The sequence below is a fragment of the Yersinia sp. 2540 StPb PI genome, assembly GCF_052217165.1.
Classification (GTDB): Bacteria; Pseudomonadota; Gammaproteobacteria; order Enterobacterales; family Enterobacteriaceae; genus Yersinia; species Yersinia enterocolitica_E.
On the sequence record NZ_JAZGQC010000001.1, the window covers coordinates 4,114,939 to 4,131,276 of the forward strand.

Here is a 16,338-nt window from a genome sequence, read left to right on the forward strand (position 1 = left end):
GTAATCTGGATAAAGCCACTGCCGCAGAGCTAATTTTTTTTGACATGAAATACCTAAAGTCCCCTACGAAAAATCAAGAGTCATATCTTGCCCCCCTATCATGGCGCGATTCATATGTATTATGGTAATGAAAATGAACTCTTGCTAGAGTTGCGGCCGTAATAATCATGAGCCAACAATGTTCCAATTTTCAATCAACATTATGTTTCTCATTGCATTTTCTCAGAAAATAAACCCAGTAATATAATCTAAGAGTTGAATCCCATTGGTTATTTATGGGGGCTTTGTCTTTACCAATCAGAGTAAAAAAACACATTCGATTATCGCAAGGTGTTCTATCAACTAATCAAATAGACACTGTCAGTAACTGGTTAACTTGCGACTAATTATAATGAAAAATTAAATTACCGTATTATGCCGAATCTATAAGTGAAAGTAATATAACAGTAAGATAAAATACAGAATAAATAATTAAAATAAAAACATATAAATATTAATAACACTACTTTTAACCTAATATTGATTTTTTAATGAGTAACATGTTGAGTATTCTTCTGGCACCAACACTATGGTTGGCATAAAAAGAGGATGTAAAATATGAACAAGGTAACTATCACTATCAATACCGATTCAAATGAAGTAGACGTTAAAAACTTAACTGAGGCTGATACCGAGAATTTAACTTTGACCGCAGCACAAGCCCGAGCCAGGGTGCCAACTGAGGTTGCTCCTAACTCAAGTACCGAGGTTCTTTATCGCAGCACACCGATTATTCCTGAAAGTCGTCGAAATGTAATGATCACTAATGATGGTGCTGCAAATGTAATTACAGCTCAATATTATTGGTCGCACAGTTTTACAAGTCAATGGTTCTTGTATACCTCTATTGACGTAAATGTCGGTGATTCTAAGTTATTAGTTTCACCATCTAATTCATTATATTACAGTAAGGTTGTTCTAATTAACAATACAAGCCGTAAGGCATATGTTACCGCTGAGGAAAAATAAACACCGCCTTAACATAAGGTAATTTATTTTTATAAAAAGGAAAATAAAACATTAACTGGTCTCACCTTCGCAATAGTTAAGGCCAAATATTTACTATTAAATTTTGACTTCTGTTTATGCAAAAGTGAGGCCATTAATTGTCTTTAATAAAATAATGTCTTAGAAAAGGCGACATGATTTTTTATTTTAAACTTTAACTATAGGTATATTAAATGAATAACATTACAGAATATAGCAATACAGCGGCACTTGTTCCTTACAATGTATATGCTACTTCAGCCTTTGAATTTGACTGGGACTCCTCAGCAATTCTTAAGCAAGCAGTGCTTAAAGGCATATCATTCATTCCTTATGTCGGTGATTACTTATCCTCTATTATTGATTTCTTTTGGAAAGACCAAGAGAGGGATATCTGGCAGGAAATTTTGGGTCGGGTACAGCAACTTATTGAAGAGAATGTGCTTAAGGCTATTAAAGGCATTCTATTGGGTGATATTGCCGAACTTAAGGGGAAGATTGCCTCCGTAGTTGCAGCTTTGCAGGATCATCCTGGTACACCTGAAGCCAAAAGTCTATTTATGAGCGTATCGGTACATTTGGACAGTGTACAACGCAAGTTTACTACTTTTGATCACAAAACTAACTATCATATTTTGCCGATGTATTCAGCAACCGCGTTAATGCAAATAATGTACTGGACTATGGGCATTGAGCGTAAAGACGATATTGGACTGAACAGTAATGAAGTTGGGCAACTTCAACGAAATATTGATCTATTGCTTAAACATGTCGAAGGCTATATCCAAGGGATTTACGATACAGAATTAGAGATCCAATACAACGACTCTGCACCTAATACTGTAGCTAACAATGTTATGTATGTACATGGCTACTGTCGGGTACATGGCTTGGAGTACACCGAGATCATTCAAAATATCCAGAAAAATGGAAGCAATACAAAGGGACTGTATTTAAAAACACTGAGTTATTCGACCTTCTTTGGCTGGCCAACCAGTCATGCACGAATTCTTGCATTAAAAGACGAAATTAATATGCCGGAACCATTTAAGCCAAAATTAATAAATGGCCGTATAAACCAAATCAAGTCAGTTAAAGGTTTTATTCAACGTATCGGAGGCGCTTTACGGGTAGGTGGATTAGAAGTTACCTTTGAAAATGGTAATAAGTATCAACAAGGAACTGTTACCGGCGAATCTAGTTCAATTGACCTCAATGGGGGTGTCATTGAGACAATAGAAACCTGGGGTAATGGTGCTATTGACGAAGCCAAATTTACCCTAAGCGACGGACGTATCTTAACTGTTGGTCAGCGCTATTCAACAAACTACAGAAAGTTTGCGCTCGAGGGGAAATATATTTCTGGTATTTTTATTGCCAGCGATCGAAGTGAACTCGCCGGTCAAGCTGCAAATATTTGTGTTTCTTATCACCAAAAACAGTGAAATAAATAATTTAATCTATATAAAGCTGCATTTTTGCAGCTTTATCTTAAGTTAATTACAAAAGGAAAGTAAAAATGAATAAAATACCTCTGGCTTTGTTTTTATATGTTTTTTGCATTTCAGCTTATGCAGTGAAAGAAACGAGTTCAAGTTCAATTTCAGAAACAAGTATTCCACCTGAAAGGAGTATGCAACATTCTGCGAGGAATAGTGAAACCTACACCTATATAAAGTGTGTTTATAGGAAAAATAAAGATAAAAATTTTGATGCAACTTCATCTTGGGAATGGGGGCGAGCGGGTGACGCAGCCAACAATTATGCTACAGTTAATGGTCATTGGTATTCCAGCGCCATTCTGGCTAATATGTTTTATACAAATGCTAGCCACCAAGAAATAAAAAATGTTTGCATTAATACATTAAATAAAAAAGACATTAACTATAGTGACTTAATACCTTACGCATCTGATTACACTCTATCTTATTATTACTCATTCTGGAATGAAGGAAGTAATATTCCCTCAGTAGAAGTTGGCAAAGCGAAACTGGATAGAATGGTTGTTTTCGGCGATAGTTTATCTGATACGATTAATGTTTATAACGGTTCTTATGGAACAGTGCCAAATAGTAATACATGGTTTTTAGGGCATTTTTCAAACGGACTTGTTTGGCATGAATACCTGAGTAAAAAGCATATCAAGGTGCCTGGTTACACATGGGCAACGGGCAATGCAGAGAGTGGCAGTAATCTGATATTCTCAGGATTTAGTCAGCAATTAGACTCATTTGAGTCTTATATGAAAAAATCTAATGGATATGATATTGGTCAAACTCTTTTTCTTGCTATGTTTGGCGGCAATGATTTTATCACGGGAAACAAATCACCTGATGATATTGTTAATAACTATAAAACATCTTTAGTTAGATTGAAAAGTCTGGGAGCTAAGCAGGTTGCGATATTTACTCTCCCTGATTTCTCAACTATCCCTGCGGTTAAGAGCTGGAGTCAATCCGACAGAGATAAGTTAAAAAACAAATCCACTGAGTTTAATACGAAACTAAGTTCGTTAATTAATTCTTTAAAATTAACTTATCCTGATGTCAAATGGATTATGCCAGATTTAAATGCAGCTTTTGATAAAATAATCAAAAATCCCGCAAGCTTTAATTATGTAAACGCTAAAGATACTTGTCTGAATCTGAGAGATTCCAGTCTTGATTATATTGCAGGTGCATCACCTAAAGATGAATGTAAAAATAGTAATGGAGCATTTATCTTCTGGGATAACATGCATACAACGACAAAAATGCATGAAGATATCAGTGATATCTTGGGTGATGAAATTAAATTTTTACTGTAAATGATCGTTAGCAATATAAGTAACCGTTATGTAGAAATGGCGTATGTTCACTGTGGAGGATATACGCCTCTTTATATTATTATAAAGGATGAGTTGTATATAAATTATGATTATACACATGGCTATTCAAACCCTTGACGAATAGCTTTGCGAAAGAAGCGCAATGCAGCCGCAGAGTCCCGTTTAGCGGTCAGCAAAAGGTCGATGGTTTGGCCTACAGTATCGACCGCGCGGTACAGATATCGCCACTAGCCTTTGATTTTGATGTAAGTTTCATCCATTCGCCACCGCCGGCCTACTGTGCGTTTGTGTCGGCGAAAAACCTTATCTAACAGCGGCACCCAACGATGCAGCGTGGAATGGTCAATGACAATACCACGCTCTGCCATCATCTCTTCCAGGTTGCGTAAACTCAGTGAATAAGCCAGATACCAGCGGACACACTGAGCAATAATATCGACGGGATAATGCAGGCAACAAAAGGCGTTTCGGGTCAGAGACATGGGCAGGTAACATCACAAAAAACAGCATGCTACCTAACAACGCCTTAATGCGACAGAGCCATTTCATGTGGGGGTATCTCATTCCATGGAACCTCGGCTTCCCCCTATTTATACCCCAACTATCTATAAAATTCAGTCGATGCGGATAAGCCTAGGGATGCCAGGAATTGTCAGAGAGGCTGATTATATAAGGGATTTATGGAGTTAGATAGACGTTAGAAGAGGTATAGATGGTACGCCCTACAGGATTCGAACCTGTGACCTACGGCTTAGAAGGCCGTTGCTCTATCCAACTGAGCTAAGGGCGCATTTGATATTTACCGCAGCACAGAACACTGCCGGTAGTCAGTTGCGGGTTGGATTATACGGGCAGTCTCTTTCGAGTCAATGGGTTTTCGCCTTACGGTTTATCATCTGGCTATTTAATCGTTAATTAATCGTTATTATACGCCTGACAGCACGCCCCGCTTCTGACAAAATAGGCACATTCCCGCTTTTTTTAATTGATGGATCCCTCCACTGATGTCAGCAAAAATTATTGATGGTAAAACGATTGCGCAGCAGGTAAGAAATGAAGTTGCTGCGTTGGTACAGAAACGTTTGGCTGCCGGTAAGCGTGCTCCCGGCCTTGCTGTAGTATTAGTTGGTGTCAACCCAGCCTCACAAATTTATGTCGCCAGTAAGCGTAAGGCGTGCGAAGAGGTCGGTTTTGTTTCGCGTTCTTATGATCTGCCAGTGACCACCACTGAGGCAGAGCTGCTGGCATTGATTGATTCACTGAATGACGATGGTGAAATTGATGGGATTCTGGTGCAACTACCACTGCCTGCCGGTATTGATAATGTCAAAGTACTGGAACGTATCCACCCAGATAAAGATGTAGATGGCTTCCACCCGTATAACGTGGGCCGTCTGTGTCAACGCGCACCGAAATTGCGCCCTTGTACCCCACGCGGCATCGTTACCTTGCTGGAGCGTTATAATATCTCGACTTACGGCCTCAATGCAGTTGTGGTCGGTGCATCCAATATTGTAGGCCGCCCGATGAGCCTTGAACTGCTGCTAGCAGGTTGCACTACCACCGTCACGCATCGTTTTACCAAAAATCTGCGCCAACATGTGGAAAATGCTGACTTGCTGGTGGTTGCCGTGGGTAAACCCGGTTTTATTCCCGGTGAATGGATTAAACCTGGTGCTATCGTGATTGATGTAGGCATTAACCGTCTGGAAAGTGGTAAAGTAGTCGGCGATGTAGAATTTGATGTCGCCGTTGAGCGTGCGGGTTGGATTACACCGGTTCCCGGTGGCGTCGGGCCGATGACCGTTGCAACACTGATACAAAATACCTTGCAAGCCTGCGAGGAATATCACGACATCAACGAAAATTGATTGTAAGGATAGGAATGGACATTTTTCATTTGGAAAAACACCCGCACGTTGAGCTGTGTGACTTATTAAAGTTACAGGGCTGGAACGACAGCGGTGCCTCAGCGAAAGCCGCCATCGCAGATGGACAGGTGAAAGTCGACGGGAATGTAGAAACGCGTAAGCGCTGCAAAATCCTGGCTGACCAGATTGTTGAGTTTCAAGGCATGAAAGTGCAGGTTAAAGCCTAATCACCTCAGCAAAGGCGAGTTCTAGCTGGTTATTGCGAAAGACTGCCATGGCGAGATAAGGGCAAAAAAATGCGGTTACTGGTCAGCACCAGAACCGCAATTTTTTTAGATGCAGATAGCTAAATTGCACCTATCCACCCAATACCATGCTATTTACGGCGCCATATCGTCCCTTGTGGGCCATCTTCCAGCACAATACCCAGCTCATTCAACTGATCACGGGCCGAATCGGCCAGCGCCCAATCTTTACTGCTACGGGCATCGTTACGTTGCTTAATCAACGCTTCTATTTTTGCTACTTCGTCGTCATTAGTCTGCGCGCCACTTTGTAAAAACAGCTCTGGATCCTGCTCTAATAATCCCAGCACATGGGCCAGTTTACGCAATTCTGCCGCTAAGCCATTCGCCGCCATAATATCTTCAGTTTTCAGGCGGTTTACTTCACGGGCAATATCAAACAGTACCGAATAGGCTTCTGGCGTATTAAAATCATCATCCATTGCGGCACGGAAACGCGCTTCAAACTCTGCACCACCCGCAGGCGTCGCACTCGCATCAGTCCCACGTAGAGCGGTATACAGGCGTTCTAGTGAGGCACGTGCCTGTTTGAGGTTCTCTTCGCTGTAGTTAAGCTGACTGCGATAGTGGCCGGACATCAGGAAGTAACGTACGGTTTCAGCATCGTAATAGGCCAGCACATCACGAATGGTGAAAAAGTTATTCAGTGATTTAGACATTTTTTCTTTGTCAATCATCACCATACCGGAGTGCATCCAGTAGTTCACATAGGGACCATCATGGGCACAGGTAGATTGTGCAATTTCATTTTCGTGGTGCGGGAACATCAAATCAGAACCGCCGCCGTGAATATCAAAATGTGCGCCCAACTGTTTGCCATTCATCGCCGAGCACTCGATATGCCAGCCAGGGCGGCCCGGCCCCCAAGGCGATGCCCAACTTGGTTCACCCGGTTTAGACATTTTCCACAAGACAAAATCCATCGGATTACGTTTAACATCAGCCACTTCAACCCGGGCACCGGCCTGCAATTGATCCAAATCCTGACGGGACAGCAAACCGTAATCAGGATCACTGTCCACAGCAAACATTACATCGCCATTTGACGCGACATAAGCGTGATCACGGGTAATCAAACGCTCAGTCAGCGCAATAATTTCAGGAATATGGTGAGTCGCACGCGGCTCTAAATCAGGGCGTTCAAGATTCAGTGCATCGAAATCTTTATGCATTTCTGCCAGCATACGTGTCGTCAGTTGCTCACAGCTTTCATTGTTTTCCAATGCGCGCTTGATAATTTTATCGTCAACATCGGTAACGTTACGCACATACGTCAGAGAGTAACCTAAATAACGCAAATAACGCGCCACGACGTCGAAAGCGACAAAAGTACGCCCATGCCCAATGTGACACAGGTCATAAATGGTGATCCCGCATACGTACATACCAATTTTACCGGCATGAATAGGCTTGAATTCCTCTTTTTGGCGACTCAGTGTATTAAAAATCTTTAGCATCGGGACATTCCGTGGTTTTTGTTTTGCGGTAAGCATGGTTTATACCCAAACTCATTGGCGTTGCCGGTAGAGCGCAAACAACGTCAAGGACGAGGGAGATAAAAGGATATCATCAGATTATGCGGTAAATCAGCCACTGATTCAGCACTTTTTCACACATCTTGCTGGCGTTTCGAGTGCTGACTCAATCTCAGAGTTATGATATAAGAGCCGTCTAAAGAGTTACGACTCATTTGTGAATACACTATTACACTAGCAGGAACATTATTATGGTCACGTTTCATACTAATCACGGCGATATCGTCGTCAATACCTTCGCGGATAAAGCGCCGGTTACCGTTGAAAACTTCCTGAACTACTGCCGTAAGGGCTTCTATGATAACACTATCTTCCACCGTGTTATCGACGGTTTCATGATTCAAGGCGGTGGTTTTGAGCCGGGCATGAACCAGAAAACCACGGATGCAACTATCAAAAACGAAGCTAACAACGGTCTGAAAAACACCCGTGGCACCCTGGCAATGGCGCGTACCAACGATCCGCACTCTGCCACTGCACAGTTCTTCATTAACGTTGCCGACAACGACTTCCTGAACTTCCGTTCAGAGCGCCCAGATGGTTGGGGTTACTGCGTATTTGCTGAAGTCACTGAAGGTCTGGACGTTGTTGATAAAATCAAAAACGTTGCTACTGGCCGTAGCGGTATGCATCAGGATGTACCAAAAGAAGATGTGATCATCAAAAGCGTCACTATTAGCGAATAATGACAGCTTAATGAGCACGCTTTTTATTGCAGATCTGCATCTTAGCGTTCAGGAACCGGCAATCACTGCCGGTTTCCTGCATTTTATACAGCGTGAAGCCATTCATGCTGATGCGTTATATATCCTGGGTGATCTGTTCGAGTCCTGGATTGGCGATGATGACCCCGAACCACTGTACCGGCAAGTTGCCGCTGCGCTGAAATCACTCCAACAACAGGGTGTACCTTGCTACTTTATCCACGGTAATCGTGACTTTTTGCTCGGTAAACGCTTTGCTCAAGAAAGTGGTATGACCCTGCTGCCGGAAGAGATAGTCGTCGAACTGTATGACCGTAAAATTGTTATTTTACATGGTGATACACTGTGCACCGATGACACCGACTATCAGCATTTTCGTCGTAGAGTACATAATCCACTGATTCAAAAACTGTTCCTGTGGCTACCTCTGCGTTTTCGTTTACGCATTGCGGCTTATATGCGTAACCAAAGTCAGCAGAACAATAGCGGCAAATCTGAACTTATCATGGATGTAAATCCACAAGCAGTGATTGATAGCCTCCAACGTAATGGCGTCAGTTGGATGATCCACGGGCATACGCATCGCCCAGCGGTTCACACCGTAGCACTCCCCGCCACAACCGCCCATCGAGTGGTTCTTGGTGCCTGGCATGTTGAGGGGTCGATGGTCAAAGTCACGGCAGACAACGTTGAGTTGATTAAATTCCCATTTTGACCTTCAGGTTTATCTGGCGAGTGGGTATAAAAAACCGATAAATCCCACTAAAAGCCGCGACGCAACCGTTTTCCTCGCCTTTGGCTCATGATATGCTCTACGCCCTCTTCGCCAGTCACGATTTAAGTAAAATCATTCTGGCCGACGCTTGCGCAATCACAGGAGCTTTACACTCATGGGAGCTAACCTCGATTCGGCTTATGCAGCCGGGGTTAAAATCGCTATCGTAATGGGGTCCAAGAGTGACTGGGCCACCATGCAGTTCGCCGCTGACGTGCTCACCACGCTCAATGTTCCATTTCATGTGGAAGTTGTCTCCGCACACCGCACCCCCGATAAGCTGTTCAGTTTTGCCGAGTCGGCCCAAACCAAGGGCTTACAGGTGATAATTGCCGGTGCCGGTGGTGCTGCACATCTGCCAGGTATGATTGCGGCAAAAACGCTGGTACCTGTTTTAGGTGTTCCGGTACAAAGTGCTGCGCTGAGTGGCGTCGACAGCCTGTATTCGATTGTACAAATGCCGCGCGGTATCCCGGTGGGAACCTTGGCTATCGGTAAAGCCGGTGCTGCCAATGCCGCCTTGCTGGCCGCACAAATATTGGCATTGCACGATGCTGAATTAGCCGCTCGTCTGGCTGATTGGCGCAAAAGCCAAACTGACGAAGTGCTGGATAATCCAGATCCTCGGGTGCCAGACTTACAGGTGAAGGCATGAAACCAGTTTGCGTATTAGGTAATGGTCAGCTAGGGCGCATGCTGCGTCAGGCTGGCGAACCCCTGGGTATTGCCGTTTATCCGGTGGGCTTGGATGCGGAACCTGAAGCCGTGCCTTATCAGCACAGTGTGATTACCGCTGAGATTGAGCGCTGGCCAGAAACGGCGTTAACCCGTGAGCTCGCTACACACACCGCTTTTGTTAACCGCGATATCTTCCCGCGTCTGGCTGATCGCCTGACACAAAAGCAATTGCTCGATAGCCTGAATCTGCCAACCGCACCGTGGCAGCTATTAGCAAGTAGTAGCGAATGGCCGCAGGTCTTTGCAACATTAGGTGAGCTGGCCATCGTCAAACGCCGAGTCGGTGGCTATGACGGCCGTGGACAGTGGCGGTTGCGGGCCGGTGATCAGGATACCTTACCGACTGATGCTTACGGTGAATGTATTGTTGAGCAAGGGATTAACTTCAGCGGTGAAGTTTCGCTGGTCGGCGCACGCAGCAGCCAGGGCAAATCGGTGTTTTACCCGTTAACCCACAATCTGCATGAAGATGGCATCCTGCGTATGAGCGTGGCTTTGCCACAGCCCGATAGCAGATTACAGCAACAAGCTGAAAAAATGCTGTCAGCCATTATGGATGAGCTGAATTATGTTGGCGTAATGGCCATGGAGTGCTTTATCGTTGGCGACAATCTGTTGATCAATGAGCTGGCACCACGGGTACATAATAGCGGTCACTGGACGCAAAATGGTGCGTCAATAAGCCAGTTTGAACTGCATCTGCGCGCCATTTTGGACCTGCCCTTACCGACGCCGGTGGTCAACACCCCGTCAGCGATGGTCAACCTGATTGGCACGCCAGTGAACATCGAATGGCTATCTCTGCCGTTGGTGCATCTGCACTGGTATGAAAAAGAAGTGCGCGCAGGCCGTAAAGTAGGCCATCTGAATTTGAACCACCCCGATGGCGCACAATTACGTGCTGCTCTGGTCGCACTCGCGCCGTTGTTACCAGCGGAATACCAGAATGCGCTGATCTGGGCGCAGGATAAGCTGTAACTCATCTGGCCTGCCCCACAAATCATTGGCGTTGCGGCCACACTGCAACGCCAGATTACCCAAGTGGGCTAACTGTCATAATTGCGGAACAGCGCCCTTCCCTGTAACAAACGCGCACCTAACCAACCGCCACACAGTGACAACAATAGCGCGCCAGCCAACGGCAACAGCCACCACATCACCCAATTAGGCTGCCATGGGAAATCAAACACTAAGCGCTGTAATGCCCACAGTGCCGCCTCTGCTCCGATGGCAGCCGCCAGCCCGGCAACCAATCCCAGTAAGGCAAACTCCCACCACAAGGTACCTCGCAGTAAGCGTTTACTTGCGCCTAGTGTCCGGTAAACCACCAGCTCCTGACGTCGCTGACGCATCCCTACTTGAACCTGCGCTAACAGCAACAAAGTGCCACAGATGATAACCAGTATCACCATCACTTCCAGTGCACGACTCACCTGCTGCAACACCTGCCCGACCTGTTTAAGCATCGCACCAATATCCAACAAACTGAGTGTTGGGAACTGCCGATTCAGTTGTGTCAGCACCTCCCCGTCTCCTTGATAGCGGAAACTGGTCAGCCAGGTTTGTGGCTGTTTATCCAATGCACCTGGCGGGAAGATAAAGTAGAAGTTTGGCCGCAGGCTTTCCCAATCCACCTGACGAATACTGCTAACTTTGGCTTCGAATGACTGCGTATCGCCGCTAAATGTCAGTTTATCGCCGATTTTAATCCCCAGCCTGTCAGCAATTCCTTGTTCCATCGACACTTCATCGGCTTTAGGTGGCCATTGACCGGCGGTCAAAATATTGTGCGCCGGTAAATCTTGCTGCCAGGTCAGATTCAATTCACGGTTAACCGCCTCACCACCGGGTTCATCTTCACGCACCCGCTCGGTGGCCAGTTGCTGGTTAATTTCAGACAGCCGTACCCGCACGATAGGATAGAACGTTGATGGCGTTATCTGATGTTGCGTCAGAAACTCAGTTACCTGTGGCACCTGTTGCGGTGTCATATTCAGCAAGAAGTAATTCGGGCTGTCCGGCGGCAATTGTTGCTGCCAACGATCCAATAGGTCCCCACGCAGTACCAATAACAATGCTAACAGCATAAAGGATAAAGAGAATGCCGCCAGTTGCGTTAACGTCATCCACGGTTGACGTAGCAAACGGTTGATTGCCAGCCGCAATGATAGACGGGTAACAGTCAGGCGGCGCAACAGTACCAGACTGCCCCAGCCAATCACGCCCAGTAATAACGCCAATACCACCATGCCAGCCAGAATGGCCCACAATAACGCGTTCCCCCCCATCAGCAATGCCAATAAGCCAATCACGATAACCAACATTGCAGGAATAAAGTAACGCAGCGGCCAAACATTCGCGGAAACATCACGGCGCAAAACCCGTAGCGGCTGGGTCGCGAGCAGTTGCCGATAGGGGCGCACACCCACCAGCAGCGAAATCAATACCAGCGAACCCATTGACCATACCCATGGCCATAAACCGGCTGCTGGCAATGCGGCCGGTAATACTGGTGACAGTAAACGAACTAAAACCTTCTCGAATAAGAGGCCAATCACGCTGCCACACAGGCCTGCCAACACCAGCACCGACAGCCACTGACCGATAATCAACCGCCGCAGTGCACGGTGTCCTGCACCTAATGTTTTCAGTACCGCAACTAAATCATAGCGGCTACGGCAATAGTGGCCCATCGCCACCGCAACGGCAGCAATCGAAAGTAGTAACGTCAATAGCGCCGATAACAGCAAGAACTGCTGCGCCCGTTGCAGCGATTTCCCCAACGCGCCACCTGATTCTTGTAAACCATACAACCGCTGCTCTGGTTTCAATTGTGGCGTAAGCCAGTCACTAAATTGGGTGACGCCATCAGGCTGGCCGGCGAACATATAACGATAGGTCAGACGGCTACCCGGCTGAATCGCACCGGTCTTTTCCACGTCAGCCAGATTGATCAAAATACGCGGCGCGGTTTGGAATGGATTAAAGCCAGAATCAGGCTCCTGAATCACTTCACCGACAATTTTCAGTGAAGTATCACCGACATCCAGCATATCGCCGACCTTAACCCCAAGCAGCGACAACAGCCTTGGAGCCACCAACACCGTACCCGGTTCAAGCACCGCGCCAGCAGGCAACGTATCTAATTTGCCATACAGCGGATAGGCTAAATCTGTGGCTTTCACATCAGCCAGTTGTGGGCGATCGCCCGCGAAGGTCATGGTCATAAACGATAACTGGCGACTGACGGTCAACCCTTGCCGTTTAGCTTCCAGCAACCACGCTTCAGGAACCGGATGCGCCGCGCTCAGCACCCGATCGCCGGCCAAAAAATCGCGGCTTTGCTGACTTAGCCCTTTTTCCATCCGGTCACTGATGGTACCCAGCGCCAGCACACAAGCCACCGCCAGTGTTAATGCCAGCCAGACAATTAACAGTGAGGGTGAGCGCCACTCACGCCAAAACCAGCGCCAAATCATGCTTCCTCCCACAATTTGCCGTCCCGCAGCCGCAAGCGGCGCTGACAACGCCCCGCCAGTTGTACATCATGGGTAACCAGAATCAGTGTGGTGTCATAATCCCGATTCAATGAAAACAACAAATCAGCAATTCTGTCACCGGTATGGCGGTCAAGATTACCGGTCGGTTCATCGGCAAATAACACTTTAGGCCGCCCACTGAAGGCTCGGGCCAGTGCTACCCGCTGCTGCTCACCGCCAGAAAGCTGAGCGGGCAGATGATGTAGCCGTTTGCCCAATCCGAGTTGCTCTAATAACTCCACCGCATGGGCCTTACTATTGCGTTCGCTCTCTCCACGCAACAATGCAGGAAGCTGAACGTTCTCCAACGTATTGAGTGTGGGTACCAACATAAATGACTGAAACACGAAGCCGACGTTTTTTGCACGTAATTGCGCGCGCCCTTCTTCATCCATCGCGGTCAAAGACTGGCCGAGTAAACTCACCTCACCACTGCTGCCATCATCCAGGCCTGCCAGAATCCCCAGCAAAGTTGACTTGCCTGAACCCGACTCACCAATCAGCGCAATTGTCTGGGCGGGTTTGACAACCAGCTCAACTCCGGTAAGGATGGAGAGCTGTTGCTCACCCTGGCCGACGTATTTATTAAGATGATGAACTTCAAGAACGTTTTCCGCTGGCATCTTCCCTTCCTTTTACTGTTGGGATTATTCAGTTTGCGTGCCGCCGCAACCGATACACTGTTAATTCTTGGTGATAGCTTAAGCGCCGGTTACCGCCTGCCGATTGCCCAAGCATGGCCTTCACGGCTGGATAAAACATGGCAGGGAACACCGTCACTGCCGAAGGTAGTCAACGCCAGTATCAGTGGTGACACCGCCGCTCAAGGTTTGGCCCGCCTACCGGCCCTACTCAAACAACACCAGCCGCGCTGGGTGCTGATAGAACTGGGAGCAAATGACGGCCTGCGTGGTTTTCCAACGCAAGATACTCAACGGGATCTGACACAAATTATCAATCAGATATTGGAAGCAAAAGCCCAACCTTTATTGATGCAAATCCGTATTCCGCCTAACTATGGTCGCCGTTATACTGCTGCTTTCACCGCGATGTATCCACAACTGGCACAGCAATTTAACATTCCATTGGTTCCTTTTTTTATGGAAGCTGTTGCTGTGAAACCGCAGTGGATGCAGGATGATGGCTTACACCCTAACGCCGCGGCCCAACCCTTCATCGCCGATTGGATGGCGCAACAACTTAAACCATTAGTGACCAATAAGCAGTAATAGCACTTGTTCAAACAAATAGAATCACTCACCAGGTAAAGTTATGCAAAAAACTGTATTAATTACCGGTTGTTCCAGCGGTATCGGGCTGGTTGCAGCACAGGATTTGAAAAACAGGGGCTATCGCGTACTGGCCGCCTGCCGTAAACCTGATGATGTGGCAAAGATGACGCAATTGGGTCTGGAAGGTATTGAACTGGATTTGGATGACAGTGCCAGTGTGGAACGTGCTGCTGCGCAGGTTATCGAACTGACTGGCGGGCGCTTATACGGCCTGTTTAACAATGGTGGTTTCGGCCTGTATGGCCCATTGCACACCATTTCACGCCAGCAGTTGGAAAAGCAGTTTTCCACCAATCTATTCGGCACCCACCAGCTCACGCAATTGCTGTTGCCAGCAATGTTGCCTCACGGCGAAGGGCGTATAATTCAAACCAGTTCGGTGATGGGGTTGGTTTCTACCGCAGGTCGCGGCGCTTATGCGGCCAGCAAATATGCGCTGGAAGCCTGGTCTGATGCACTACGTATGGAACTGCACGACAGTGGTGTACATGTTTGTCTGATTGAACCCGGCCCGATCAGTACCCATTTTACACAAAACGTCAATCAGGCCGAGGCCGATAAACCGGTCAATAATCCCGGTATCGCAAAGCGATTTACCCTGCCCCCGCAGGCTATATTACCGAAATTACGCCATGCACTGGAAAGCCCGCGCCCACAATTGCGCTATCCTGTCACATTAGTGGCCCATGCATTGACCCTATTGCGCCGCATCCTACCGGGGCGAATGTTAGATAAAGTCCTGCGCGGTAATGCCTAACTGACTATCCAAAAATAGTTGGGGTTGAAGCAACATAATCTGCCCCCATCTAGTGTTAAAACGGATGAGAGAAATAATTCATGCTAGCACCTACTACGATTGATATTACTGAAGCAAACCTACACCAGGCCTTAGAACAATCCATGGCCGTGCCGGTACTGTTCTACTTTTGGTCCGAACGCAGCCAGCATTGTCTGCAACTGACCCCAGTGCTGGATAAACTGGCCGCAGAATATGCCGGTCAATTCATTCTGGCTCGTGTCGACTGCGATGCAGAGCAGATGGTGGCGTCACAGTTTGGTTTACGCTCAATTCCGGCGGTTTATCTGTTTAAAGACGGTCAACCGGTTGATGGCTTCCAAGGACCACAGCCGGAAGAGGTTATCCGCGAGCTATTACAACGGGTATTGCCGAAACCTGAAGAATTGAAAGTTGCCGAAGCTGCACAATTGTTAAGCGAAGGCAAAGTGCAAGAAGCACTGCCACTGCTGAAAGATGCCTGGGCGCTGAGTGGGCAAAACAGTGAAATTGGCCTGCAACTGGCTGAAGTGCAAATTCAGTTGAACCGCAGTGAAGATGCTGAAACAGTGTTGGCAACCATTCCACTGCAAGACCGTGATACCCGTTATCAAGGGCTGATTGCTCAGATTGAGTTGCTCAAACAAGCTGCCGACACGCCAGAGATCCAACAGTTACAACAGCAACTGACTGAACAGCCTGATAACGTCGAACTCGCGGTGCAATTGGCGCTACAACTGCATCAGGTTGGCCGCAATGAAGAGGCTTTAGAGCTGTTGCTGAGCCATCTGAAGAAAGATCTGGCTGCCGCGAACGGTACTGCACGTAAGACATTAATGGATATTTTAGCTGCACTAGGCACCGGCGATGCACTGGCCGCCAAATATCGTCGTCAACTTTACTCATTACTGTACTGACAGCGAAAGTTAATCGCCATAACCTTTTTGGCGA

The 16,338-nt window shown here is 46.8% G+C and carries 15 protein-coding genes, 1 tRNA gene and 1 pseudogene; 12 read left to right on the forward strand and 5 right to left on the reverse strand.

Annotated features, from left to right (window positions below):
* Positions 1 to 597 precede the first annotated feature (597 nt).
* From V1956_RS19145 to V1956_RS19155, 3 genes are all read left to right on the forward strand, one after another.
* Positions 598 to 1,008 carry a hypothetical protein gene (locus V1956_RS19145; protein WP_372558274.1) on the forward strand — a complete coding sequence of 137 codons (411 nt, stop codon included), beginning with the start codon at positions 598 to 600 and terminating at the stop codon, positions 1,006 to 1,008.
* Between the two features lie 212 nt (positions 1,009 to 1,220).
* Positions 1,221 to 2,471 carry an insecticidal delta-endotoxin Cry8Ea1 family protein gene (locus tag V1956_RS19150; protein WP_442825497.1) on the forward strand — a complete coding sequence of 417 codons (1,251 nt, stop codon included), beginning with the start codon at positions 1,221 to 1,223 and terminating at the stop codon, positions 2,469 to 2,471.
* Positions 2,472 to 2,545: 74 nt separating this feature from the next.
* Positions 2,546 to 3,832, forward strand: a complete 1,287-nt coding sequence (locus V1956_RS19155) for an SGNH/GDSL hydrolase family protein (protein ID WP_442825498.1) — start codon at positions 2,546 to 2,548, stop codon at positions 3,830 to 3,832.
* A gap of 137 nt (positions 3,833 to 3,969) precedes the next feature.
* Here V1956_RS19155 and V1956_RS19160 read toward each other — a convergent pair.
* A pseudogene (locus tag V1956_RS19160) lies at positions 3,970 to 4,335 on the reverse strand (IS6 family transposase); the annotation flags it as partial.
* A 231-nt stretch (positions 4,336 to 4,566) separates the two neighbouring features.
* Positions 4,567 to 4,643 (reverse strand) — tRNA-Arg (locus tag V1956_RS19165).
* A gap of 214 nt (positions 4,644 to 4,857) precedes the next feature.
* Between V1956_RS19165 and folD the strand changes: the two genes are divergently transcribed.
* Both folD and ybcJ read left to right on the forward strand, forming a co-directional pair.
* On the forward strand, positions 4,858 to 5,724 hold the full coding sequence (gene folD / locus V1956_RS19170; protein WP_083159903.1) for a bifunctional methylenetetrahydrofolate dehydrogenase/methenyltetrahydrofolate cyclohydrolase FolD: 867 nt from the start codon (positions 4,858 to 4,860) through the stop codon (positions 5,722 to 5,724).
* A gap of 14 nt (positions 5,725 to 5,738) precedes the next feature.
* A complete protein-coding gene (ybcJ, locus tag V1956_RS19175; RefSeq protein ID WP_004390634.1) occupies positions 5,739 to 5,951 on the forward strand; it encodes a ribosome-associated protein YbcJ in 213 nt (70 codons plus the stop codon).
* A 149-nt stretch (positions 5,952 to 6,100) separates the two neighbouring features.
* Here ybcJ and cysS read toward each other — a convergent pair whose 3' ends face one another.
* Positions 6,101 to 7,486, reverse strand: coding sequence for a cysteine--tRNA ligase (cysS, locus tag V1956_RS19180; RefSeq protein ID WP_442825499.1), 1,386 nt, complete (start codon positions 7,484 to 7,486; stop codon positions 6,101 to 6,103).
* 269 nt (positions 7,487 to 7,755) lie between these two features.
* Here cysS and ppiB point away from each other — a divergent pair, with 269 nt between their 5' ends.
* The 4 genes from ppiB to purK all read left to right on the forward strand — a co-directional run bounded on the left by ppiB (position 7,756) and on the right by purK (position 10,759).
* Positions 7,756 to 8,250 (forward strand): peptidylprolyl isomerase B, encoded by a 495-nt coding sequence (gene ppiB / locus V1956_RS19185; RefSeq protein ID WP_005182430.1) that lies wholly within the window; start codon positions 7,756 to 7,758, stop codon positions 8,248 to 8,250.
* Between the two features lie 10 nt (positions 8,251 to 8,260).
* The gene (locus tag V1956_RS19190) at positions 8,261 to 8,983 is read left to right on the forward strand and encodes a UDP-2,3-diacylglucosamine diphosphatase (protein WP_372558236.1); all 723 of its coding nucleotides are present in this window, start codon (positions 8,261 to 8,263) and stop codon (positions 8,981 to 8,983) included.
* Between the two features lie 175 nt (positions 8,984 to 9,158).
* Positions 9,159 to 9,698, forward strand: a complete 540-nt coding sequence (gene purE, locus V1956_RS19195; protein WP_420071276.1) for a 5-(carboxyamino)imidazole ribonucleotide mutase — start codon at positions 9,159 to 9,161, stop codon at positions 9,696 to 9,698.
* Positions 9,695 to 10,759: a 5-(carboxyamino)imidazole ribonucleotide synthase gene (purK, locus tag V1956_RS19200; RefSeq protein ID WP_372558234.1), complete on the forward strand. Its 1,065-nt coding sequence runs from the start codon at positions 9,695 to 9,697 to the stop codon at positions 10,757 to 10,759. Before purE ends, purK begins: the two co-directional genes overlap by 4 nt.
* 68 nt (positions 10,760 to 10,827) lie before the next feature.
* Here purK and ybbP read toward each other — a convergent pair whose 3' ends face one another.
* Positions 10,828 to 13,260 (reverse strand): putative ABC transporter permease subunit YbbP, encoded by a 2,433-nt coding sequence (ybbP, locus tag V1956_RS19205; protein ID WP_372558233.1) that lies wholly within the window; start codon positions 13,258 to 13,260, stop codon positions 10,828 to 10,830.
* Positions 13,257 to 13,943: a putative ABC transporter ATP-binding protein YbbA gene (ybbA, locus tag V1956_RS19210; RefSeq protein WP_372558232.1), complete on the reverse strand. Its 687-nt coding sequence runs from the start codon at positions 13,941 to 13,943 to the stop codon at positions 13,257 to 13,259. The genes ybbP and ybbA overlap by 4 nt, the downstream gene beginning before the upstream one ends.
* Between ybbA and tesA the strand changes: the two genes are divergently transcribed.
* The 3 genes from tesA to V1956_RS19225 all read left to right on the forward strand — a co-directional run bounded on the left by tesA (position 13,914) and on the right by V1956_RS19225 (position 16,304).
* Complete coding sequence (gene tesA, locus V1956_RS19215; protein ID WP_372559845.1) at positions 13,914 to 14,549, forward strand: multifunctional acyl-CoA thioesterase I/protease I/lysophospholipase L1; 636 nt, start codon at positions 13,914 to 13,916, stop codon at positions 14,547 to 14,549. The genes ybbA and tesA overlap by 30 nt on opposite strands.
* 43 nt (positions 14,550 to 14,592) lie before the next feature.
* Positions 14,593 to 15,369, forward strand: a complete 777-nt coding sequence (locus V1956_RS19220; RefSeq protein WP_372558231.1) for an SDR family oxidoreductase — start codon at positions 14,593 to 14,595, stop codon at positions 15,367 to 15,369.
* 80 nt (positions 15,370 to 15,449) lie between these two features.
* Entirely contained in the window at positions 15,450 to 16,304 is an 855-nt protein-coding gene (locus V1956_RS19225; RefSeq protein WP_083159919.1) for a co-chaperone YbbN, read from the forward strand.
* Positions 16,305 to 16,338 lie beyond the last annotated feature (34 nt).